The organism is Candidatus Enterococcus huntleyi (assembly GCF_009933175.1).
In the GTDB taxonomy this organism is placed as follows: Bacteria; Bacillota; Bacilli; order Lactobacillales; family Enterococcaceae; genus Enterococcus_K; species Enterococcus_K huntleyi.
Genome location: NZ_MAEJ01000001.1, coordinates 109732 through 134846, shown reverse-complemented (window position 1 = coordinate 134846; position 25115 = coordinate 109732). Strand labels below are relative to the sequence as shown.

Sequence of the window (25115 nt, the reverse complement as noted above, 5' to 3'; positions counted from 1 at the left end):
ATAGAAACATTTTAGTAACAACTAATTGTCTACCACAAAAATAATTAAATAGAAGAAATTTTTGATATATCATCTAAATTTTCCGATTACTAAATTGCTAATCATAACAATTATTAAGTTTCAAAATAGATATGTGTTCCCAAATCTGCATTCAATAAAAAATTAGTTCTTATACACATTTCTTGACCACGAATAACATAAATACTATATTAGCTTTACTAATCGTCTATCAAGTCAATAATCTGATCATACATTTGTTCCTCCTCTTCTTGAACTTTATGAGCTACTTCAAGAACAGTTTGAGGTAAAGACTGAATAATCTTCTGTAATTTTCTAGTCGACTCTGTATCCAATGCAGAGGTACACTCATCCAACAGTAAGATTTTAGGATTTCTAATCAGTGTTCTTGCCAATACAATTCTTTGTTTCTGCCCGCCTGATAAAAATTGTCCATTTTCCCCTAATGGTTTACTTTTCCACTCTCGTTCTATAGAGGTAAGGTCAGTTTTTTTGATAACTTCTTGGTATTCCTCTGGAGAAAATATTTCATTAAAACAGATATTCTCTTTGATTGAGGCATTCATTATAAATGGCTCTTGAGGAACTAAAAGTAAAGCTAATTTCCCCATGTTCGCAACAGTATTTTGTTCAATCTCGAAAACTCCTTGATGACTTATATTCTGCCCCAAAATAAGATGTAAGAGTGTTGATTTCCCAATACCCGATCGGCCTCTAATTAAAACCTTGTCGCCACTCGCAATTGTCGTGTTTATTGGCTGAAACAGTGCACGATTATTCCTAGAGACCGTTAGATTTTTCAAAAGCATTCTTCCAGTTGCTGCTGAACTATTTTTCTTAGTTGAATTTTTCTCGGTTGGTGAAAAGTAATGCTGTAGTTTCTCAATAATTGGTTATGTCGAATGAAAGGTACTAATCAAAGCGATTCCTGAAATCAACGGATTAACAATCGTATTTGAAATTTGTACCAACCCCATCAGATTGGACAGCGCCAATTGCTTTTCCGTCACAAGTATTCCACCAATAATGATTGGAATAAAAAAACAAATCGTGCCCACAGTATTGATTAAAGAGGAACTAATTTGGGTTAGAAAATTCATGCGTAACAAGCGACTCTCTACTTTTTCAATGAGTGCTGAATTTTTTCGGGAAAAATATTTTTCACTCTGGAACATTTGGATAACAGAAAGTCCAGTCATCATCTCTTTAAATGCCGAAACGAAAAGTGAATTAGCCTTCGACCATTCTTTTGATGATTGTTTGGTCTGTTCCTCAAAAAGTTTAGGGACAAATAAAGGAATTAGTGAAAAAACGATAAATATAAAGGCCATCGGAATACTGTAGAACAACGCTGTTACAAATGAGACGACAAATGTTGCTAATAATTTCACTATTTGAAAAAAACTCCCTAGATAATTTTGTTCCAATAGTTTTAAATCATTTGTAATAAAGTTAAGTTCCTCTCCGGAAGAACGATCACTGCTCCCTCCCTGTAAAAGACTCTGAACAAAGTTTTCTTTTATGCGCGTGTTAAACTCGAAGGTCAGTTGATTAATTAATCGAATCTCAAAATAGCTTAGAACAAAAAACAGGCTATAAATAAGAACAGAAATTACAAGTAAAATAACGTACGACCCGTTCCCTTGAGTTGCCGATTGAATGATTGTTGAAAAAAGAAAACTAGTAAACGCATTCGTACAAGCGGTTAAAATCATAAAGGCAAAGCAAACAATCAATTTTCTTTTTGTTGTATAGTTAAAAATTAGATTCATTGGGCATCTTCCTATCTAGCTTATTTTTGGTATATTCAAAATATAAGATAAGAAATAGCAACGGACAAGTGAATTATAGTTCACTTGCCCGTTGCTATTTTTATTATCTAACCTTAATTTAGTTTCAAAAAACAAGGATTGATATCTATTACTCAGACAACCAATCCTTATTTTCCATTAAACAATCAATAGGAAGTACAATACTAAAATATTCCAATAACTCATTGAATCCGTCTAGGTAGTAAGATTGGCAATTTAGTTGTGCGTGTATGAAAGCTTTATTAATCATATTCAAACCTGTTAAATCATTCATTTTGTATAAAGAAACGCCTAATTGAAAATATATACCCGGCAAAATAAAAAGATCTTTATTCCGGACATTTTCTAAACACAATCGACAATTATCCACCACATTTTTCCATTCTTCTTTTACTAATAAGCCCATGTTAACTGCATACGTCAGTGCACTATCTTTTATAAAATCGATAGATTGTGCAACTACTAGTGATTTTTCTGAATAAGAGCTAACCTGAATATATTGAATAATAATATTTACGTGTAAATCATTTAGCGGTTCTTCTAATATGATCGGATTACTCTCAATCAGACTTTCTAAACGATATAGGATTTGTTTTTCATCACTATTCCCATAGTAATCTGTCATAATTTTTAGGAACTTATACGTAACCGCCGCACAAATATTTTTATTAACAATTTGATCTAACTTTATTGAAAGCTCCTCGTGAATTTGATCAAATGAGCCATTCTCATAAAGAAAGTTAAATCTATTTTTTATTTCGTCAAGTGCTGTCTGCTCTTTAGCATAAAGTCTATTGAACAATTCTTCAATAGAGACGCCTAAAGCCTGGCATATATGCAATAAAATATCTGTACTTGGGCTGACTGACCCATTTTCTATGTTAATCAAATGCCTAGTAGAGAAAAAATCACCTGCAACATATTTTTGTGTAAGCAGCTTCTCCATTCGTATTTCTTTAATTATCGATCCGATAGAATAATTTGTATTTTCCATGAATAGGGCTCCTAAAATAAACTTCTGAAATGAGGTTCAAGTATATTATCAAAATATACTACTGTACGTACTAAAAGTTGGAATAATGATACTTTCATATATTTTAACACAAAAAATTCTGGCGGATTTTATAATGAACTTAGCCACCTAGAAAAACAAAAAAACGTCATCGTAAAATCCTATGTATTATTGAGGTTCCTACACCAATCAATAAAGGATGAATTCACGATGACGCAAATTGAGAATACCAAAAAATCATGTAAAGTGAAATATCTAAGTTACTAGGAACGGATAAAAATTAAGCTTGGGAGCAGTTGATCAGCTGCTAGTAGGGTTGCTGAAGCTGAAAGGGAATTTATTTCGGAAAATATTTTACGGTAGCAAACCACATCCTACTCCACTGGCGCCTTAATTCTTTTCTCATAGGCTTCTAGCCATTCCTTCGTGATAGGTTCGATGTGCGTCGTGTGGTTTTCACCTTTGTTCGCAATAAAGATTTGCGGCTTATTTTGTTCATTACCCACACTGAAGGTAAACTCCACGTTCGTCGCAACACCCCACTCGCCGGCTTTGTTCATAGCAATTAGTGAAAAGGCTCCAGCTTTGCCATAACGCTGCGTTAATTTGTCATGGAAACCGTAGACCGCTTGATCACAAGCCTTCTGAGGACTGAGCCCCTCGCCCATCAATCGAACAATCTCATAGGAAAGGCAGCCCTTCATCAGGTCTTCTCCTAAACCAGTCGCCGCCGCGCCGCCAATCTCGCTGTCGACATAAAAACCCGAACCGGAAAGTGGCGAATCCCCGACTCGTCCTGGCGCCTTCATAAATAAACCAGAACTCGACGTACCTGCGACCATCGTGCCCGCTTGATCAAGTGCAATTGCCCCAACTGTATCGTGTCCGTCATATGGATTTAGGTTATATAGCCGAATTTCCTCCAGGCGTTTTTCCCAGATACGATGGGCCCGGCGAGTCAGCATATTTTTCCGTTCAAAGCCTTCCAGCATCGCATAATTCGTCGCTCCCTCACCCACGCGAAAACTGTTGAACTTTTCCTCGCTCAATTTTCGCGCCACTGAGATTGGATTTTTGACATCGCGAATTCCAGCGACCGCACCAATTTTAAACGAATCGCCATCCATGTAGGCCGCGTCCAGCTCAAGAATCCCCGCCGCATTCGGCAATCCTCCATACCCCACTGATTTATAGTAAGGATAATCCTCCACCGTTTTTATCAATGCCTCGACCGCATCGCCGGCCTGATCATTTTCTGCCAATAAACGCAGCGCTTCGACGACGCCATCATGCGCCATCCGCCACGTTGCAATTGCCCCCCACGTCATAAATATTCAAGCTCCCTTCTCCACTAATCATCTGTTTAACACCCATTAGCATACTACCCCTGACTCTTTCGCCGAATCACCATTGATTTTTCTCAATTTTTTAAAACAATTGAGACTATGTCTTTCCTAAAAAATACACTGATTCTTCCTGATAATCAATATGTAGAATTAGTACTGCTAGTCATACCATCTTTTTCATAGCAATTATTAAGTTTCTTTAAATATCAGAGAAAACAATAAAAATAAATGCGCGTTATCATTTACTTTCACGCTTTTTATGTTACATTTATATTACAAACATATCAAGGAGATGACATAGATGAAAAAATACATATTTTTATCAGCATTTATTCTTTTACTCCCTTTAACCGCTAATGCAAATACAGTCGATTCAAGTACGATGGAAAGTCTAACAACAAGTTCTACACAAGAAACCAATTTTTCTTCTACCGTTGAGTCGAGCGAAGTCATTAGCTCATCAACAGAAAAAGAGCAAACTACAACAGATATAAGCACTTCTGAAGTCACTGTGCCTGATTCTGTTGATGTAATTAAAGAAAAAGAGGATGTAGAAAATACGCTTGAAGACAAAATTGGTGTAAAAGCTGCTACTTCTGCTGAAGAAGTAGATGTCAGTAGCACCGCAGAAGATCTTCGCAAAAGCCTAAAAGATGCTAATATGGCATCAATCATTTCCCCTGAGGAAGTAGATTCTTATTCTGATGAACAATTACTTAATGCGATGACGCTTACAACCAGATATAGCACAGAAGTCTATGGCTTAGATATTGGCGGTTATGCGCGTGTTCTGCAAGCATTGTACAAAGATAAAACTCTTTCGTGGGATGAAATTGAACCCGCACTAGCCTATAATCCAACTGATTACGAAAATACCTTGGATATGATTCCATCAATTGATCAATTAGAAAACTATCTAGCTGCGCTTTACCCTACAACAAGTTCTTTTATGCCCATGCCAAAACTTGATCGTGATGAATTAATGAACATTTTAAGATATATTTCTCCTATTCAAAAAAAGATTATCGCAGAACAGGGTTCCTTATTCCCAGAGGTGATTGCTTGGATTATTAATTACTCTGAAAATCCAGAAGTGCTAAGCGGCGCGGCTCTTCAACCAACAACTGAAAGCTCAACCACTGAGCAGACAAGTTCTTCTCAAAAAGCTCAAGAAAGCACGCCTGCAAAAGAAGACAAAGAGGATAAGAATACAGGCTTCTTACCAAAAACTGGTGAGCAAAGAAAAGCTTGGCTAACTGTCATCGGCGGACTCATAGTCGTCATTGTCATTCTATTCGTGATTTTTAGAAGAAAGAAAAAATAAATAATAATAAAGAAATTCATTTTTAAGCTCGTAACATTTTCATCACAAAATGTTACGAGCTTATTTTTTTGTGCGACTGGTATAAATCTAAAACTTATATCCTAATTAGTCTAGAGTAATCTATAAATAAATCGTCTAAAATTAGTTTCTTCCAATATTCCAAAAAATGTGTTATGATAACAATGCACACGTTAACATTAGTAGAAATTAGGAGGATTTTATTATGTCAAAAATTATCGATGTCATTACTGAGTATTACCGTATTCCTTTACCTGAAATTATGGAAGATGCAAAACATGGCCTTCATACCCATTTTGAAGTCCCTATCGTAAAAATCACAACGGACGATGGCCGGACTGGTGTCGGTTATACTTATACAGGTGGATTCGGTGGAGAATCAATTGCAAAATTAATCGACAAAGAATTGAAAGCGGTTTTAATCAATCAAGATCCTAGCTGCGTCGAATCTCTTTGGGATAAAATGAATTGGGGCATCCATTATGTTGCCCGTGGAGGTTTAGCTAGTTTTGCCATTGCAGCCTGTGATATTGCATTATGGGATTTACGAGCAAAAAAAGCTGATGAACCTTTATACAAACTATTAGGTGGACATAGTAATAAAGTAAAATGTTATGGTGGCGCAATCGATTTAAATTTCCCACTTGATAAATTACTAAAAAATAATCAAAAATATCTCGATATGGGCTTAAAAGCCGTAAAAATAAAACTTGGTCAAAAAACTTTAGCAGAAGACATCGAACGAATAAAAGCTGTTCGTGAATTGATTGGTCCAGATGTCACATTTATGGTAGATGCTAATATGAGTTGGTCTGTAGAAAAAGCAATTAAAGCTGCCAAATTAATGAATCCATATGACATTCTATTCTTAGAAGAACCAACTATTCCTGAAGATTATGAAGGCTACGCACGGATTGCCGAAGAAGGACATATCGCTGTTGCTGGTGGGGAAAACTTACGGACGCCAATCGAATTTATGCACATGATTAATTATGGACATGTTGACTTCCCTCAACCGGATGCTTCAAATGTTGGCGGAATTACTGGTTGGTTGAAAGTCGCTGCACTAGCTCAAACTCACAATCTTTCTGTATCCACTCACGGTATGCAAGAATTACACGTAAGTTTATTAGCTGCTCAACCAAATGCTGGATACTTAGAAATGCATAGTTTCCCAATTGATCAATACACGACTAGACCGCTTGTTATCGATAAAACAGATGGGATGGCTGTTGCACCTGAAGAACCAGGTATTGGTGTAACCTTTGACTGGGAAAAATTAGCTCCCTATAAAACTTCATTTTAAAGTGATTCATAGAAACAAAAAGGTATGCTCCCCAGGGAGCATACCTTTTTGTTCATTCTATCCATGCACTTATTTATCTAATCCTTCATAAATAAAATAATCAAAATCTGCTGAGCAGCCGGCTTTTCTATCCATATCATGAACGCCTATACCGACAAAGTTCCCAGTAAATCCTCCAGCTAATGTTGACATATCTTGTGGTGCACCCACTTGTTGCCATGGATGCTTATCGTCTTCTCGATAATAAAATTTACCGACAGGTCCAGAAACAGCGACCTTCAAGGAAACCCACTGCTCTGTAATTGGGATAATCACGTCAGATAATTCGTATTCTCCATCTATTGATAAAATAAATCGAATGACTTTTCCTTCTTTTTCATCCCAAGTAATGTAACAATACATGTAGTTTTGCGTGTTCAAGAAAAGAGTGATACCCGCCATTTGATTAAATGTTTTTGGGGTAAACTCGACTTTTGTTTGTGCCTCAAAATCAAAATCTTTTTGTCTAATAGCCAAAATATGATTGTCAAAACTAGATTGAATCGATTCTCCAGAAAACAGACGTAGATAACCTGGATTCTCTTCAATATTACACCAGCTGTTATCTGGCATAATACGTAGCGCGTTCCATTCAGACTTAATTTTCCCAGAAAAATCATCATGAAAAGCTGTCTTAATTTGTTGAGTAATCTGTTCTTCGGTTTCAATATACGTTTCAACAGCTGGGCCATCTTCTCCAGTCTCTAATCGCAACCAGCCATCTTCCCAAACTACTTCTTGAATTGCCGTTTCTCTGCCTAAGATTGCGGCGCCATTCAACGGTCTAGTACATAAGTAGGCCATATACCATTTACCTTGAGGTGTTTCAACTAAGCTCCCATGTCCAGAACATTGTAAGGGAGAATCTGGTTTATCGCTTGCAGTCAATAAAGGTCTCTCATCTAATTCGTACGGACCAGTAATCGATGTTGAGCGACAAACAGTGACTGTATGTCCGGTGCCTGTACCACCCTCAGCTGTTATTAAATAATAATACTCTTGGTGGCGATAAATATGAGGAGCTTCCGTTTTAGCCAATTCTGTACCATCAAAAATTTTATACACTGGACCAGTTACTGCCTTAAGTTCTTCATCATACTCTTGTAGTACAATTCCTGCAGATTTATTACTTGTAGTCATTCGATAATCCCAAATTTCGTTCAACAACCACTTACGTCCATCCTCATCATGAAAAAGAGAAGGATCAAATCCACTGCTATTTAAATAGATAGGTTCAGACCAAGGACCGGTAATTTCATCTGCTGTAATCAAATAATTATGGGAATCCTTAAACGGTCGAGCGGTACTTTTAACATCTGTATAAATTAAATAAAATTTTCCATTTGAATAACTTAATTGAGGCGCCCATATACTACAGTTAAGCGGATTCCCTTGCAAATTCACTTGATGCGTTAGTATATCTGTGACATGCGTCCAATTGACTAAATCTTTTGAGCTATACGCCCGTACACCGGGCAACCATTCAAACGAAGAAACAACTAAATAGTACGTATCCTCAACGCGTAAGATATTTGGATCTGGATTAAAGCCTCTTAAAATTGGATTTTTGATTTTTGTTTTATACATGTATAATTTCCCTTCTTTTTATTAGTCGGTAAGTGGCTAAGCCGCAAGCAACAAAATAAAAAAACGAAAATGGATAGGCAATCATCTGTGTTCCTAATAATAAAACAATGCCCGCAATCGCATATAAAAGAACGGCCACGATCAAATATTTATCTTTTATCGAGAAACAAATAGCTACTATTAAAAAAATAATTGATAGAAATAAAGCGATAGAAAAATAATTAGTTATATTTGTTAATGAATGATAGGCTTCGGTAGCCGATACATTTCCATCTTTTGCAAAATCACGATACATCTCGATGAATTCATTCTGCGACATTTGCTTCATGGTCACAGAGACGCCACCAAAGAAGATTAATGATACTACTCCGCCTATACTGCCTGCAATTATCTCCCATTTTCGTTTCATAAGTCACTTCTCCTCGTTTCTTCTTATCCAACTAGGTCTTTTACCTTGTGCGCCATAATTATCTATTTCATGATATCTAACGGACTGTTCATTCTTAGGATTTCCCCAGTTATCCCAGCCCTCTGCAGCAATATGACTGCCAAAATACGAATGTTTGAAGGTCGTTTTTGCATAGGGACGCCAAGGTCTACCTAGGAAAACTTTCTTTGCTTGAGATTCAGCACTTAAATAACAGTTTTCAAATAGGTAACCTTCGGCTTGTGTTTTTGAAGTCGAGGCTGCCGTAATGAAACCAGCTCCATCTTTATCTAAACTATGCAATTGACACGACTCAAAGATCGCTTGTGCACCGCCAAAAATAAAATCAATGGTTCCTGAAATAAAACAGTGCTCATATTTTTGAAAACAGTAATCTTTCAGCTTTTTAATTGGACTTAAAAAAGGGGTTCCGTCTTTTTGATAATCCGGCAAAGGCCCTGTACAGAGCGTGTCTTGGTAACCTACTAGCCGACAATTTCTGACAGTTGTTTGATGGCCGCAATTAAACAAGGCTATCGCCTGTCCGACTAATTCACCAGGACCTGCTTGATTTTCAATTGATAGATTCTCCAGTAAAATATTTTCACCTTCAATAAAAAAGGTTGCTGTTCGAAAGGTTCCTCGCTCAGATCCATCTGGCAGGATTTCCCTAGCACCGTAATGGCCAATAATTTTTACATCGCCAAGCCCGCAGATAATCACATTAGAAAGATAGCTAGTTATTGTTTCATAATAAGTTCCTGCTAAAATCGTCAACTTTTTTTCTACAGGCTCTGGAAGTTCCGCCAAATAATCAATTCCCGCTTGGATTGAAGCAAATTGGCAAAAATCTTCAGAGCCGATAATAATTTCCTTCATTGTGTATGCTCCTTCAAAAACTGACACCATTCATAACGCATCTCGGAAGTTTCCATATGTCCACCGGTTAATGATTTTGATACAAAAGCTTGTCGTGCGCCTTTTTCTATATACACAGTTTGTAAATAATTATTTAGTTTTTCTACGCCTTCGTTTATGCACATCGTATCTTGCTTACCGACTAGGCTCATACGCGCTCTAGGCGCAATCATTGCTTGGATTTGAGCGGTCGAAAAATACGTTAAAAGATTGGGCACATAATAATAGAACCCATGATGATCCAGTCTTCTGTGCGCAAGTAACGTTTCGAGATCAACTTGTGCAGCAATATCGATGCACACTTGAACACGCGGATCAATCGCAGCCAACCACCAGCTCAACAAGCCACCCATAGACATCCCAATGGTTGCGAGATTGGTCATATCCATATCTTCTCTAGTTTCTAGATAATCAATCAGCGCTATGACATCAAACAAACGCATTCCCCAAAGGGTTCGCCCAGTCAAAAGAAATTCTTTGACGAGTTCACTTTCAGCGATCCCCCCTCTTTCTTCAAAGCCCCAGGCATCGATTGCCCAAACTGCATAGCCCATATCCGTTAAAGTTTTAGCAAAGCTAGGACTGGCCAAATAGGCTGAACTTTCTAAGAGTTCTGTTTTCCCAACGCCAAAATCTCCGCCATGAGAATGTTGGAAGAGCACGACAGGATGAGGCCCCTCTGTCAGAGGCTTAACGCAAATAGCTGGGACAGATTCAATCCCGTTAAGTGCTAGTTGATAGCGTTCAACTAGATACCCGTCAACTTGTTGAGAACTAGTCTTTTGATATTTAGGTTCAGTAGCAAGAGATTGTGCGCCTAATAAATCAATTAATTTCATACTTAGGACTCTTTCTGACGAATCAATTCTTCTGTTTTTTTGGTATTGTAAGAGCGACAATGAGAAATCTCGATATCCTCTGTTTCTTCTAATAAGAACGCGGGTCCTTCATGATTTTCTATAGAAACGCGTTCGAACAAAATGTCTTTGGCAAAACCAACAAAAAATCCTCTATTGGTCATATCCTCAATCCCAGTCATCATAGCTGGTTTCCCTGGAATTGCTGCTTCTGCCATTGAAATATCAACATTCGTAAAGCTAATATCACTTGCTACTCTTTCAGCTAAACCATAAATAAAGCCTGCTGCTGCTTGCACATTTCGTGCAGTCACATTCATAAAATGAATTCGTCTAAAGCAAGGTGTTCGATCATCAATTGGATAAGGAACTTTTTCCCATACATAAGGTTCTTTCCCTCGTGGTCCACAGAAATAATAAAGATTGATGATAAATGGACACATCACATTATCCATGACAATATTGCTCACTCGAATATCTTCAACTGTTCCGCCACGTCCACGTCTTGATTTCAAGCGGATGCCTCTATCTGTATCTTGGAAGATACAATTTGAAATCGTTACATTTCTAATATCGCCACTCATTTCACTACCTAAAACGACACCACCATGGCCATGAACCATTGTACAGTTAACGATTGTAATATTCTCACAAGAAACCCGTTCTTCTGTATCCTCTGTTCCAGCTTTAATTGCAATACAATCATCGCCAACATCGATATGACAATTGCTAATTCGAACATTTTTACATGATTCTGGATCTATCCCGTCTGTATTTGGTGAGTCAGCAGGATTTTTAATAGAAATGTTATCTATCGTGATATTCTCACAAAGAATTGGATTAACCGTCCAGCTGGGCGAGTTCTCCATATGAACGCCTGAGATAGTTACTCGTTTGCAGGCGTGAAAACTAATCAATTTAGGTCGTGGATAGTTCAGTTCCTCGCGTCGATTACGGAATACGTGCCACCAAGATTCGCCATTCCCATCTAATACGCCGAAGCCTGTGATTGAAATATTCTCTGCATTCTCTGCATAGATACATGAAGCATAGACATCTTTATGAACCCCTTCCCATCGAGAAGAAACGACCGGATAATCTTCTTGTTTATCAGAAAATTTCAATACTGCTCCTGCACTTAAATGTAATTCGATGTTGCTTTTCAAAAAGATTGCTCCAGTATTATACGTCCCTGCAGGAATGACTACTCGTCCACCGCCCTTTTGACTTGTCGCATCAATAGCCTCTTGAATGGCGCTTGTATTCATTTTCTTCTCATCAGCGCCAAACTCTAAAATATTAACCATGTAATATTTCCTCCGTCTCTATTAAGGCTTGTAAAAAGGCGCCGACACCTTTTTGATCATTGCAGATAATCGGTTCGCTTATATAATAGGCAAAGCTACCATCTCTTTGATCAGCACCACCTAATCCGGCGACCATACAATTTTTATTTAAATTAACCCAGCCTTCTTTGGTGACTAGTACAAACTCATCTAGCAGTCCTTGGTATGATTTTTTGAGTTGTGCTTCCCACTCTGCTCTCTCTAAAATACCCAGGCGTATGCCTTTAGCTATTGCATAGACAAACATGCTGCTACCTGAAGCTTCTAAGTAATTCCCTTTTCTCGTCAGCTCATTCGTTACTTGATACCATACGCCGCTATCTTCACTTTGATAGTTTAATAACGCCGATAGAGTCGTTTCAACAATCGAACGTAGCAGACTTCTGTCAATGTCTGTTCCTTCCAATAACTCATACGTATCCACAGCAGCCATTAAATACCAGCCAATCGAACGACTCCAAAAGTGATGCGAAAGTCCTGTTTCAGGATCTGCCCAAGGCTGGACTTTTTTCTCATCCCAAGCGTGAATTAATAGGCCAGTTTCTTTATCAAGTAGGTGTGCATAACTAATTTCAAATTGCTTCATGGCATCTTCATATTCTTCTATTTTGCCAAATTCTTTGATATATTCCGTATAGAACGGTGTTCCCATGTATAAACCATCCAACCAGATTTGGTAAGGATAAATTTCTTTATGCCAAAAAGCCCCTTCTGAAGTTCGAGGATGATTTTCTAATTGTTGATATAATAATTCAGCTGCTTTACGATATTTTTCTTCTTTCGTTTCTCTGTATAATACAAATAATAACTTCCCTGTGTTGATATGATCGATATTGTACTCACCAACACGATATTTTTTAATCGTACCTTCTTCTGTCACAAACTCATCAATATTCGTTTTAATGAATGCTAAAAACTTCGGATCGCCAGTTTTCTCCCATAAAAGTTGAAATCCTTTTAAAACAACTCCGTAATCATAGGACCACTTTTTGTTGTATCCTTTATCCTCAGAAAGAATCGGTGTTCTTTCCATAATCGTCTCTGCTGTTTTTATTGACCAATTGTCCATTTTTTCACCTTCTCAAAATATTTTAAGTACATAAAACTATCAAGTTCTTTTTTATTTACCCAAGATGCGTTTCTTGATTGATCAGCGTATGAATTGTTATATTCACAAAACTCGCTTGTCACTCGCGCATTTAGCTTATCCCAGTCATCCCAACGACCTTCTGCGAATTTGAGTTCAAATCTACTTTCAAAAAAATATACTTTTGCATACTCTCGCCAGGGTCTAGCCAAATAGTGTTTGGCACTTTCGTGTTTTTGCCTGAATAAACAGTTAACAAAAACAAAGCCAAGAATCTGATCTTGCGGAGTTGCAGGAGCGACTAAATACCCCACATCTATAGCTGTACTAACTATTTGACAGTTTTCGAATAGCGCCGCAGCTGAGCCAAAAATAAAATCTATGTCCCCAGAAACCCGGCAATCATAAAAATGAACCCTCGTTGTTCGACTAGGAACTAATTCCTTTGGCTGTCCTAAATACAACGTATCTTGATTCCCTTCAATCTGACAGTTTTCAATATAAACTTCATTTCCATCCACAAACAAACTGACTGCTTGTCCGACCTCAGCACTCATTCCGGATGAATTTCTAATCGTTAAGTTTTTCAAACAAATATTATTTCCAAGTATATAGACGGTAGCTGTTTGATAGGTTGTCAATGAAGGGGATTTTTTTACACTTACTGCGCTATCGATAATAACTTCGCCTTCACCAATAATCGTGAGGTGGCTATTATTAATGACTAGCCTTTCTTGATAATAGCCCTCTGGAATAACAATAATCCCTTCTGCTTGATCAATAAATTCTTGAAGTGTTTGCTTCTCTTTCCAATCATACCTTTGCATGTCTCACGCTCATTTCTTCGCCTATGAATAACAAAACACAACTATTTCCACTTTCAATAACTCTAACTATTGTGTAGCTAACTAATAAATATAGAAATAAGCCAAAACTCACTAAAACTTAAAGAACACTGAGTAGTAATCAATCAACATCTGAATGAAATATTCCGTGTTTCCTGTCATTTTCGTGAATTTCGGCTTATTAGCTACTACTGTTTCATTTAACCTAGTCTTACATTACACTACATTAAATGATTTTTATGCGTGATTTAGACATGATGAACGAATACCTCAAAACAAAATACTTTCATTTCACATTTTTATTTATTTTTTTGTGCAGCTTTATAGGCTTCTTCATATTCCTTCTTCATTTGATCTCCGCCTTGTGCCTGCCAATCTGACACTGCTTTATCAAAGGCTTTTTCATCAATTTGACCCATCATATACTGAACAGTTGCATCAGTAATAATTTTTTGAATCTCAGATCCAACTTCATTCGCTTTTTCAGAATCTAAAGAGAATGTTGGATCAAGCACTGCATACTGCTCATTTTCAGCAACTAACTCATTAGCCAATTGTTTTTCAGGTGATGCATCTTTAATTTTATACGTCACTTCACTTGGACGAGAGCTAGATAATGGTTGGACATCTTGTTGCCATGCATCCATATCAATATATTCTAGCGCGCCATCTTCATTTATTTTGTAATGCGTTCCTTCAATACCACCGGTCATATAATAGAATACTTCTTCATCGATTAAATCATTAACAAACTGTAATAATTTTTTCAAATGTGCTTCGTCTTTTACAACTGATTTTGGAAAAGCTAGTAAGCCCCCAACTCCGCCATTTTCAGACCACACATGATATTCGCCATCGCCAGTAGAAATTTTATTTACAGGGACTAATTCCATATCATCTTGAATTCCTTGTGCCATAGTTTTAAGATTTTTGATATCGATCATTCCAGTATAGATACCAGCTTTTCCTTGCGCAAATTGTTGCTGTTGATCTGTTTTTTGCGTTACTGCGAAATCTTGCGCTAAGTATCCGTTTTCAAATAAGTCTCTTGAAAAATTCAATGCTTCTTTATATTCTGGTGTTAAAAATTCAGGAGTAAATGTACCATCTTTCTCTACTTCCCATCCATTTGGTGCGCCAAAATATGAAGTAAATAATTTAAAGCTACTATATTTGATATCGGTCGGCGCACGATCACCAAATCCTACAGTATCATCTTTCCCATTCCCATCTGGATCGTTTTCTGTAAATTGTTTCGCTACTTCATATAACTCATCCATAGTCGTTGGTACTTCTAAACCTAGTTTATCTAACCAATCTTTTCTGATAACTAAGCCGGAACGTGCAAGATCTTTTTGAATCGGTACACCATAGACGTGTCCATCGATACTTGCTGTTTCAATCCGTTCGTCAGAGATTTTTTTCAAATTATCATAATCTTTTAAATAGTCTTTTACATCCCAAAACATTCCTGATTTCAGTGCGTTTCTAACAGAAGAATTTTGCATGATTGTAATCGTTACGATATCAGCTAATTCATCTGAAGCTAATGCCGTAGTTAAGCGTTCTTCTTTTGAAGCATCTGGAATCCAGTTAAACGTGATATCTGTGTTTGTTGCTTCTTCGATTTTATCTACAATGACATCTGTAGGTGGTGAAGGCGTGTGTAACATGTTCATCCATGTAATCTTTGTTGGCCCTCCATCATCTGAGGCGCTCGCGTCCTTCGCCTTATTCCCACAAGCACTTAACAGAAGTATTGCTGCAACACTAAGACCTAACTTTAAAAATTTTTCTCTTTTCATCAATTTTCTCCTTTGCTCTCTTTATGATTGTTTTATGTTCGACGTCTTTGATAGATTCTGCTTCTAATATACGAAATACTTGTAACGCTGTCCATGTACTTGCAAATATTAAAAAACTACTACCAACAAACGTGAATATACCTGGTAAAAATTGTCCAATAAACCAATAAGTAATCCCTATAAATAAGATATACACGGCTGTATATTGCAGCTGTGCAAATCCAAATAAGAAAGCCATTTTAATTTTTATCGCATAACCTTGCCAACTGTAGTGTGCCATAATTGGAAAGATATAAATAAGTGAGATTACATAGAAAAAACAAATTATAAATAGAAGGACACGAAGATACCAATTTGAGACATACATCAAATCAACTGTTAAAATCCCACCTGCTACAATATATATCCAGCTCATAAAAACTGATTCTTTATAATTTTCTTTAAAATAAGCAAAATAGGTTTTTGTTAAAGGAAACTGATCCTTTGAACGTATCCATCTTCTAAAAATCGAGCTCATCGCATAGGTTGCTGGGCCAATGGTAAAAATTCCCAATCCTAAAACCGTAACAACTATCCACAAAAAGTTTAAATAGATGAGTTGTAAAAATCGAATAAGGACTGCGTTTACTTTCTCAATTGACTGAATCATTGTTTCCTCACCCCTTCTATTACATTTGTTTTAATAGACACCGTCCTCACCAAGTTTTTTAGCAAGTTTATTTGCTAAAACAACCATGACAAGACCCACGACACCTTTGAACATTCCCATTGCTGTACTAAAACTCAATTGGCCGTTCTTCAATCCAGCAGTATAAATGTAGGTATCAAAAATTTCTGCAACATTTCTATTTAGAGAATTTAATAGTAGGAACATATGCTCAAAGCCTAAATCTAATGTTGCTCCTATTTTTAAAATCAGTAGCGTGATAATGACTGGTCGAATAGCAGGTAGAGTGACATGCCAAGTTTTACGTAAGCGACCTGCACCATCCATTTCTGCCGCTTCATAAAGCTGGGTGTCCACAGCTGTAATAGCTGATAGATAAATAATTGTCGACCATCCTAATTCCCGCCAGATAACTTGGCCAATGTAGACAATTCTTGTCCATTCTGTCGAAGTTAAGAAACTAATTTTATCTTTTCCTAGCGCTGCTAAAAGCTCATTAATAATTCCACCGTCTACATTTAAGAATACATAAGTAATTGATACAATAATTACCCAAGACATGAAATGGGGAATATAAATTAATGTTTGCACCCCATTTTTAAAATGCTTGTTCTTAACTTCATTTAATAGTAGTGACAGAACAATAGGTAGTGGGAAGAAGATGAAGATATTCATCGCGAATAATATCAATGTATTTTTCAGTAACATAAGAAATGTCGGTTCTGTAAACAGTCGAACGAAATGTTTCAAGCCTACCCATGGGCTTCCTGAGATACCTAAGAATGGCTGATAATCTTGAAACGCAATAACTAATCCGGCCATTGGTACATATTTAAAAATAACGAAATATAATATCCCTGGCAAAATCATCAAATAGAGGATTTTGTTTGTTTTAATGCCCGCAATTAATTTCTGCTTTTTTCTCTTCTTTTCCTCTTCGGGTGTCTTATTTAATACATATACATCTGGCTTTGTTACATTTTCCATAATTGCCTCCTTTTATTTTTTGTGACTTCCAGTTGATACACCAATCATAGAAAAAGAACTGTATTACGTATATAATCATTTCTTCTGAACACCAAAAGAAACGTTGATAAATCAACAATGTTAGCGCTTAATAATAAGAACATGATACTTACCAGTGCTAATGAGCATTGATTGTTTTTTCTATTAACTACTTTCTATTTCGAAAGAAACCCAGCGTATTATTAGATGATTATATACGTAATTCTATCCCCATGATAAATTTGAACCAAGGAAATTGTTATTCATTAATTTAATAGGAGGATTTATTTATGAAAAAAAGAAAAACTTCATCAGGAGAGCGCGCATTTAATGTGTTTAACATCACTTTACTAACAATTGTCGCTCTAATTTGTGTCTTACCCTTTTTAAACGTTGTTGCTACTTCCTTTGCATCAACCCAAGAGGTCGTTACTAAGAAATTTGTTTTGTTCCCGACTACATTTTCACTCGATGCTTATCGCTACATCTTATCCACGCCAACAATTTTCCGAGCACTAGCCGTATCCATCGGTATCACAGGAGTAGGTACATTAGTAAGTATGGTCGTGACCTCTCTTATGGCTTATGGCCTTTCTCGTAAATATCTGTTCGGACGTAACTTCTTCAACTTTCTAATCGTCTTCTCTATGCTCTTTAGCGGAGGCATGATCCCAACATTCCTTGTTGTAAAATCTTTAGGTCTTGTAAACTCTTATTGGTCTATGATTTTACCGGTCTGTGTCAACGCTATGAACATGATCATCATGCGAAACTTCTTCCAGGCATTACCTGATAGTCTTGAAGAATCAGCAAAAATGGATGGCTGTACGGACTTAGGTGTTTTTGTAAAAATAATGTTACCGCTAGCCCTTCCATCTATCGCTACAATTTCATTGTTCTATGCAGTTACTTATTGGAATACTTATATGAACGCAATTCTTTATATTAATGATTCTACAAAATGGCCTATTCAAATATTACTTCGCCAAATCGTGATTGTTTCAAGCGGGATGCAAGCAGAGAGTAGTTCAGTCGATATCTTACCTCCTGCACAAACAATCAAAATGGCGGTTATCGTTGTAGCTACGGTTCCTATGCTTATCGCTTATCCTTTTGTACAGAAATACTTTGTAAAGGGCGCGTTGATGGGCTCGGTCAAAGGTTAAGCTATCTGATTACAGATAAAAAAGTGATTCGAAACAAGATACTTGTTTTGAATCACTTTTTTTATTGTCTTCATAATTCAGAATTTCAGCGGATCCAGTTTATTTACACTGATCTTTTTCAATATTAGCGATAAGCTTTTCGATACTCGCCTGGAGTCTTTTGTTCTTTCTTTTTAAAGAAGCGGATAAAATTTTGGGGATTACGATACTGCAACCGTTCGGCAATTTCTTTTATCGGTAACTCTGTTTCTCGTAACCACTGTTTTGCAACATCCAGTCGATAATTTTGAACATAATCACCAAAGTTTTCACCTGATTCTTTTTTGAATACACTACTCAAATAATTAGGATTATAATGCAAACGATCTGCGATACAGTCTAGTGATAAATCTTTATCGTATTCCGTCTGAATAATATGCATGATTTTATCAGAAAGTGTCTTAAACTCTATCTCTGTCCGTTCCTGTGTATGTTTCATAATCGGTAGAATCAATTGTTCCAATAAAATTGCTTTTAATTCTTTTGGTTGATATCTAGTTAAAGCATTTAAATAAATCTGTTTGATATTTTCAAAAATATTTGAGCCAACACCTAACATTTGTCCTAATTGAACTAATTCATTAATTAAACGCATCAGTGCCACTTCTAAATTCAATGGATTTTTATTGCTTGAAAACAACTTATTGACCAACTCATCCAAAATCAACTCCACGTCTTCTCCTGAGCGAATAGCCTCGAACAATTGGTTCTGTAGCTGTATCGGATACTTAACTAACTCTTTTTCATTACCTGATGGTGCGATTTCATTATAGAAAATAATCGAGCCTGGACCTGTATTCACACGATAATGTAGAGCCTCTTTAGCTAAATCAACTGATTGTTTACTTTGTGTCAAAATAAAGAATTTTTTACTTATCCCAATACTAATTGATAGATGTAGATACTCATTTACAGCACTTTGAATCTCTTGACAATAACGCATTATTTTTCGGCTAGCTTCAGGATCATCTTTATCCATACGGAAGATTGTTGCTTGCATCTCATCATTTAAAACGATAGGAATCATTCGATTCGCTTCTGGAACAATCTCCGTAACGATATTATTAATCGCCATTAGTAGCAAATCTTTTTCACCACCATGTCGATCCTTATCTAGCGAATCAATTTGAATGGCCGCCGTATAATACCGCTGATGGCTAGGATAACCAAACTGCGCTAGACGTTGTTCTAATTCTCTTTTTTCAACACGATTTCGAAAAAGGCTCAGAATAAAAAGCGTTTCCAATTGTGGCTTTTGAGTCATTAAATTTGCGCTCAATGATTGATTTTCACCTAATATTTTTGTGATAGAATTGGCAACCAAATCTAATTCTTTATCCTTAAATCGATGTGGTTTTAAATCTAATCTTTCCTGAATTTGTCTAATAGGTTTCGCAAATCGTTCCGAAAATAGATAGGATATCGTTCCAATCAAGAAAATCAACGCCAAAGAAACGGCAAATAAGCCTTTCCTAAGCTTACTAGTTGTACTTGCTACTGAATTTAAGCTTAACTGCATGCTATATACCCAATTATTATAGTCAGATTTCAATAAAATAAATGTTTTGCCATCCTTCTTAACTACTTTAGGATTATTGAAGTCTAGCTCATCACTATAACTATTTAATTGATATTCTTGGCTTTTTGATTGGTTACTGTACAATAATTCTTCATCATTATATATCTTGATCAAGTCTTCACTATCATTTTTAATAATTTGGTCAATACTATAATCAGTAATCATTGCTTTACCCATTGCATATTTATCATCTTCAAACATGGGTAACGTAATGATCATTTGAATACCATTATTTTCTTTCTGCCAAAAAAGACTTTTTTTACTATCCATAAATTGATTATTCAACTCTTGTACTTCAGAAGTAGACAACTGGTGTAATGAACCATTTATTACCCCCCAGCCCCCTTTTAGACTAATCAAATCAAATGAATTCTGATCCATCGCCATCATTTCAATAAAATTAAGTTCTTTGCGAATCTCTGAATACTCGATATAATCTTGCGCATCCAGCTCTTTTGTAAACGTTTCCGAAAAACTCCGAGTTGAACCATATGTAGAGAAAGAATACTCGATTGTTCTAATTTTTCTTTCAAAATTAGTGCGTAATTGTCTTAAAAAACTCATTTTATCTGACAAAAAATCATTTTCAATTGACGTATACATATTCTGATAGATATATAAACTAAAACCAATGACTAAACACGTTCCTAATAAAAACACGGGTAGAAAAATTTTATAAAAAACCGAACTCTTTTTCATTTTTTTCTTTTTCTTCCTTTCCTACAACAACAAATAAAGGATAACATAATTAACTAAAAAAACCAATGGTAATTTTCACGTGTGCATCATTGACCTATTGACATTTATCTCGTTTCAAGATATGCTCTAGCTGTATAGAAAAGGAGGAGTTATTTTTTAATGGTGACAATTAAAGATATTGCAAAAATAGCCGGTGTTTCACATACAACCGTGTCTAGATCACTGAATGATAGTCCTTTAATTCGCTCTGAAACCAAAGATAAAATCAAAAAAATTGCGAAAGAGCTGAACTATACGCCTAATATGAGTGCTAAACGCCTCGTCAATCAAAAGTCATATATCATTGGGCTCTTCTTTTCTAGTATTCAAGACGGAACAAGTGACAGCTTTTTGGTAGAAGTCATCAAGGGAATTCATTCCGTATTACCAAAAGAATATAGTTTAACCGTTCAAGGGCTTGACTCTCTTACTGATTACAGTTTAGAAACCAATAAACGTTATGACGGTGTCATCCTAATGAGTCAAAGTGATGAAGATGATCACTTTATCCATCATCTACTTTCTGAAGAGATTCCTTTTGCTGTTCTCAATCGACAATTAGATGAAAAAAATATATTAAATGTTACCAGTAATGATCGTCAAGGCGTAAAATCAGCTATTGACTTTTCTTTAACAAAAGGCTATCGTAAAATTGCTTTCATCGAAGGAAAAGTTGGCTTTCGTTCAACCTTTGAGAGAAAGAAAGGCTACCTCGACAGCTTAAAGCAACATGATATCCCACTCAATAATGAGTTTATCGTTCAAGGTGATTACAGTATCGAAAGTGGACAATTGGCTTGCGAAAAATTACTTAGTCTTTCTGAGCGACCAGAATTAATTTTTTGTTCGAATGATGATATGGCAGTTGGTGCTATGAAAGCTTGCCATGCGAAAGGCTTATCTATTCCTGGTGACATTAGCATCATTGGTTTCGATGATATTCCCTTCGTTAAATATACTAGTCCACCTTTGACTACTGTACATAAACCAATCATGCAGATTAGTCAGATTGGAACAATTGAACTATTAAAAATTATCCAGCAACAAACAGTCAGCCAATTACAATTCTTGGTTGATACATCCTTAGAAATTCGTCAAACAGTCAACTAACCCCTTCCAATACGGGAGGGGAAAAAAATAAAACAGAATGTTAACGTGTGCATTCGCAGGAGGAACCCATGGAAAAATTATCAAAACAAATGCATCCTTTTCAACAGTATCCAGAAAAAGTAATTCAATTCGGCGAAGGAAACTTTATGCGCGGCTTTGTTGACTGGCAATTACAGCAAATGAATCAACAGCAATTATTTGAAGGCAGCGCGGTTGTTGTTCAACCCATTCAACAAGGATTAGGTGAAATGCTTGCTGAGCAAGATAATTTATATACCGTGCTGCTTGAAGGAATCCTAGATGGTCAAACAATTAACAGCTCCGAAATTATTACCGCTATCAATCGAGTAATTAACCCTTACGATGATTTCCAAGCATTTTTAGATTTAGCAGAAGACGATCACTTAGAAATCATTTTATCAAATACTACTGAAGCTGGTATATCTTATGTGGAAGAAGATGCCTTAGATATGACCCCACCGAAAAGCTTTCCGGCTAAACTGACTGCTCTACTCTATCGCCGTTTCCAACTGAATAAGCCTGGTTTCATTATTATTCCTTGCGAATTAATTGATCGTAATGGAGATAAATTAAAAGAATTAATCTTACGTTATAGCACAGCTTGGCAATTGGACGATGCCTTTAAGACTTGGTTAGAGGAACGGAATACTTTTTGCTGTAGTTTAGTCGATCGGATTGTCCCAGGATACCCTAGACAAAAAGCTGACGAATTGAATGAACGTCATGGGTATATTGACCAACTGATGGTTAAAGCAGAACCTTTTATGCTTTGGGTAATTGAAGGACCACAAGAAATAGCAGAAAAATTCCCACTGGTTGAAGCCGGCTTAAATGTCATCATAACCGATGATATGACGCCTTATAGAGAACGGAAAGTTCATTTGCTAAATGGACCTCATACAGCAATGGTACCCCTAGGACTCTTAGCAGGTGTTGAGACCGTCGAAGAAATAATGGCTGATCCGGACTTCTCAGGATTCATCGATGAGTTATTTACAGAAGAACTTATTCCTATGCTGAACTTGCCGCAATCAGAACTCATTGAATATGCTGAACAAATTAAAGAACGTTTTAAAAACCCTTTCGTTCGACACGAGCTCACTTCTATTGCATTAAACAGTATTTCTAAATTTAAAGCGCGTCTCTTGCCTATTCTTTTACACTCATTAGAAGAAAATAAGCTTCCGAAACGCATAATTGCTTCATTAGCAGGCTTGATTGTTCTCTATCGTTCAAATCAATTTACTATTCAAGATGATGCCCAAGTTATTAGTATTTTTGAAGAAAGCAAAGAGATGAGTTCAAGTGAAGCGGTCACCTTCCTCCTTTCAAAAGAAAGTCTTTGGGGAGCAGACCTTGTAGCTTGCGGACTAGCGGATACAGTCAGTCACGCTGTAGCAGCTATCGAAAGTGATGGCGCACGAGCTTTCATTCAACAACTTGACTAATAAAGAACTTCAGTAAGCTTACAACAACTAGTAAGTAGAATACCCAAACAACTAACTATGAAGGAGCACACTATGGAAACGACTATGGACCGTACAACAAAAGCATCCGATTTATTGAAATTAAACAGCGAAGATAACGTTGCTGTAGCACTACATCCGATTACTGCAGGAACTGTTTTTCAAACTCCTCAATCAATAACAGCTAATATGGATATTCCTCAAGGACACAAGATAGCCTTATGCTCCCTTAAAAAAGGGGACAATATTATAAAATATGGTTATCCAATTGGTCATGCACTTGAGGATATTAAGATGGGGGATTGGATTCATACACACAATATAAAAACAAATTTATCCGGTGAACTCAGTTATACTTACCAACCAGATTTACGCCCGGTTAATTATGAAAAGCGTGCGTTAACGTTCGATGGCTATCGTCGCGCAAATAATAAAGTAGGTATCAGAAATGATTTATTAATCGTTCCGACTGTTGGCTGTATTAATGGAATGGCTGAACTAATGATTCAAAAATTTAAAAATAATCACCCTGATTTAGGAACATTCGATAATGTGACTATTCTTAAACATCCTTATGGTTGCTCTCAGCTTGGAAAAGATCATAAGAATACGCAAAAAGTTTTAATTGATGCTGTTCAACATCCAAATGCAGGTGGTGTGTTAGTCTTTGGCCTTGGCTGCGAGAATAATACCGTCAAAGAATTTAAACAAAGTCTAGGTGAATACGATTCTTCACGAATCAAATTCCTCGTAGCACAAGAAGTAGATGACGAAGTGGAAGCAGGTGTACAACTCCTGGAAGAACTATATCTTACGGCTCAAGAAGATAGTCGAGAACCTATTCCCTTAAGTGAACTGACTATTGGACTAAAATGCGGCGGCTCTGATGGCTTCTCTGGTATAACAGCCAACCCACTATTAGGCGCATTTTCTGATTTTCTGATCGCCCAAGGAGGCAGTTCTGTACTCACAGAAGTACCAGAAATGTTTGGTGCAGAACAAGTTTTAATGGCTAGAGCAAAAGATGAACAGGTCTTTGAAGACATTGTTCATTTAATCAATGACTTTAAGGAATATTTCCTTTCATTCGGCGAACCAGTCTATGAAAACCCTTCTCCTGGAAATAAAGATGGTGGGATTACAACACTGGAAGATAAATCTCTCGGTTGTACACAAAAATCTGGAACATCCGCAGTCGTAGATGTTTTACATTATGGTGATAAGGTTAAAGAAAAAGGTCTTAGTTTGCTTGAAGGACCAGGCAATGACTTAGTAGCTGCTTCCGCTCTTGCATCAGCAGATTGCCAACTTGTTCTATTTACCACCGGTCGTGGAACGCCATTTGGTGCCTATGTACCTACTATGAAAGTAGCAACTAATACCCAAATATTTGATAAAAAAGGCCACTGGATGGACTTCAATGCCGGTCGCTTATTGAATGAACCAATGGAAGTCGTGTTGGAAGACTTCATTCAATCAATTATCGCCGTTGCGAGCGGGCAACAAACTCGTAATGAATCCAATGATGTGCGCGAAATTGCTATTTTTAAAAATGGTGTGACGCTTTAGCTTGATACG

21 protein-coding genes are annotated in these 25115 nt (G+C 36.6%); 6 read left to right on the top strand and 15 right to left on the bottom strand.

Annotated features, from left to right (window positions below):
- Positions 1–218: 218 nt before the first annotated feature.
- The 4 genes from BAU15_RS00590 to BAU15_RS00575 form a co-directional block, all read right to left on the bottom strand.
- On the bottom strand, positions 219–821 hold the full coding sequence (locus BAU15_RS00590; RefSeq protein WP_161840808.1) for an ATP-binding cassette domain-containing protein: 603 nt from the start codon (positions 819–821) through the stop codon (positions 219–221).
- A gap of 90 nt (positions 822–911) precedes the next feature.
- The gene (locus BAU15_RS00585) at positions 912–1790 is read right to left on the bottom strand and encodes an ABC transporter ATP-binding protein (RefSeq protein WP_161840807.1); all 879 of its coding nucleotides are present in this window, start codon (positions 1788–1790) and stop codon (positions 912–914) included.
- A gap of 148 nt (positions 1791–1938) precedes the next feature.
- Positions 1939–2823 (bottom strand): helix-turn-helix domain-containing protein, encoded by an 885-nt coding sequence (locus tag BAU15_RS00580; RefSeq protein WP_161840806.1) that lies wholly within the window; start codon positions 2821–2823, stop codon positions 1939–1941.
- Between the two features lie 392 nt (positions 2824–3215).
- Positions 3216–4169, bottom strand: a complete 954-nt coding sequence (locus BAU15_RS00575) for a glycosylasparaginase (protein WP_161840805.1) — start codon at positions 4167–4169, stop codon at positions 3216–3218.
- 319 nt (positions 4170–4488) lie between these two features.
- On the opposite strand from BAU15_RS00575, the gene BAU15_RS00570 reads away from it, so the two are divergent.
- Together BAU15_RS00570 and BAU15_RS00565 are read left to right on the top strand one after the other, a co-directional pair.
- Entirely contained in the window at positions 4489–5511 is a 1023-nt protein-coding gene (locus tag BAU15_RS00570) for an LPXTG cell wall anchor domain-containing protein (RefSeq protein WP_161840804.1), read from the top strand.
- A gap of 223 nt (positions 5512–5734) precedes the next feature.
- Positions 5735–6835, top strand: coding sequence for a mandelate racemase/muconate lactonizing enzyme family protein (locus BAU15_RS00565; RefSeq protein ID WP_161840803.1), 1101 nt, complete (start codon positions 5735–5737; stop codon positions 6833–6835).
- Positions 6836–6904: 69 nt separating this feature from the next.
- On the opposite strand, the gene BAU15_RS00560 is transcribed toward BAU15_RS00565, so the two are convergent.
- The 10 genes from BAU15_RS00560 to BAU15_RS00515 all read right to left on the bottom strand — a co-directional run bounded on the left by BAU15_RS00560 (position 6905) and on the right by BAU15_RS00515 (position 17400).
- The gene (locus BAU15_RS00560) at positions 6905–8461 is read right to left on the bottom strand and encodes a glycoside hydrolase family 43 protein (RefSeq protein ID WP_161840802.1); all 1557 of its coding nucleotides are present in this window, start codon (positions 8459–8461) and stop codon (positions 6905–6907) included.
- Positions 8454–8870, bottom strand: a complete 417-nt coding sequence (locus BAU15_RS00555) for a DUF4064 domain-containing protein (protein ID WP_161840801.1) — start codon at positions 8868–8870, stop codon at positions 8454–8456. Before BAU15_RS00555 ends, BAU15_RS00560 begins: the two co-directional genes overlap by 8 nt.
- Positions 8871–8873: 3 nt before the next feature.
- Entirely contained in the window at positions 8874–9767 is an 894-nt protein-coding gene (locus tag BAU15_RS00550) for a pectinesterase family protein (protein WP_161840800.1), read from the bottom strand.
- The gene (locus tag BAU15_RS00545; RefSeq protein ID WP_161840799.1) at positions 9764–10645 is read right to left on the bottom strand and encodes a dienelactone hydrolase family protein; all 882 of its coding nucleotides are present in this window, start codon (positions 10643–10645) and stop codon (positions 9764–9766) included. Before BAU15_RS00545 ends, BAU15_RS00550 begins: the two co-directional genes overlap by 4 nt.
- Positions 10646–10647: 2 nt before the next feature.
- The gene (locus BAU15_RS00540) at positions 10648–11970 is read right to left on the bottom strand and encodes a glycoside hydrolase family 28 protein (RefSeq protein ID WP_161840798.1); all 1323 of its coding nucleotides are present in this window, start codon (positions 11968–11970) and stop codon (positions 10648–10650) included.
- Positions 11963–13078 carry a glycoside hydrolase family 88/105 protein gene (locus tag BAU15_RS00535; protein WP_161840797.1) on the bottom strand — a complete coding sequence of 372 codons (1116 nt, stop codon included), beginning with the start codon at positions 13076–13078 and terminating at the stop codon, positions 11963–11965. Before BAU15_RS00535 ends, BAU15_RS00540 begins: the two co-directional genes overlap by 8 nt.
- Complete coding sequence (locus BAU15_RS00530) at positions 13060–13923, bottom strand: pectinesterase family protein (protein ID WP_161840796.1); 864 nt, start codon at positions 13921–13923, stop codon at positions 13060–13062. Before BAU15_RS00530 ends, BAU15_RS00535 begins: the two co-directional genes overlap by 19 nt.
- A gap of 317 nt (positions 13924–14240) precedes the next feature.
- Positions 14241–15746: an extracellular solute-binding protein gene (locus BAU15_RS00525; protein WP_161840795.1), complete on the bottom strand. Its 1506-nt coding sequence runs from the start codon at positions 15744–15746 to the stop codon at positions 14241–14243.
- On the bottom strand, positions 15712–16395 hold the full coding sequence (locus BAU15_RS00520) for a YesL family protein (RefSeq protein ID WP_161840794.1): 684 nt from the start codon (positions 16393–16395) through the stop codon (positions 15712–15714). The genes BAU15_RS00525 and BAU15_RS00520 overlap by 35 nt, the downstream gene beginning before the upstream one ends.
- A gap of 30 nt (positions 16396–16425) precedes the next feature.
- Positions 16426–17400, bottom strand: coding sequence for an ABC transporter permease (locus tag BAU15_RS00515; protein ID WP_161840793.1), 975 nt, complete (start codon positions 17398–17400; stop codon positions 16426–16428).
- Positions 17401–17708: 308 nt separating this feature from the next.
- Here BAU15_RS00515 and BAU15_RS00510 point away from each other — a divergent pair, with 308 nt between their 5' ends.
- On the top strand, positions 17709–18584 hold the full coding sequence (locus BAU15_RS00510) for a carbohydrate ABC transporter permease (RefSeq protein ID WP_161840792.1): 876 nt from the start codon (positions 17709–17711) through the stop codon (positions 18582–18584).
- Positions 18585–18708: 124 nt separating this feature from the next.
- On the opposite strand, the gene BAU15_RS00505 is transcribed toward BAU15_RS00510, so the two are convergent.
- Positions 18709–20901 (bottom strand): helix-turn-helix transcriptional regulator, encoded by a 2193-nt coding sequence (locus tag BAU15_RS00505; protein WP_161840791.1) that lies wholly within the window; start codon positions 20899–20901, stop codon positions 18709–18711.
- A gap of 159 nt (positions 20902–21060) precedes the next feature.
- Here BAU15_RS00505 and BAU15_RS00500 point away from each other — a divergent pair, with 159 nt between their 5' ends.
- The 3 genes from BAU15_RS00500 (at position 21061) to BAU15_RS00490 (ending at position 25106) form a co-directional block, all read left to right on the top strand.
- Positions 21061–22050, top strand: coding sequence for a LacI family DNA-binding transcriptional regulator (locus tag BAU15_RS00500; RefSeq protein WP_161840790.1), 990 nt, complete (start codon positions 21061–21063; stop codon positions 22048–22050).
- A 68-nt stretch (positions 22051–22118) separates the two neighbouring features.
- Positions 22119–23519 carry a tagaturonate reductase gene (locus BAU15_RS00495; protein ID WP_161840789.1) on the top strand — a complete coding sequence of 467 codons (1401 nt, stop codon included), beginning with the start codon at positions 22119–22121 and terminating at the stop codon, positions 23517–23519.
- A gap of 84 nt (positions 23520–23603) precedes the next feature.
- Entirely contained in the window at positions 23604–25106 is a 1503-nt protein-coding gene (locus BAU15_RS00490; RefSeq protein WP_161841270.1) for a UxaA family hydrolase, read from the top strand.
- The last annotated feature ends 9 nt before the right edge of the window (positions 25107–25115 follow it).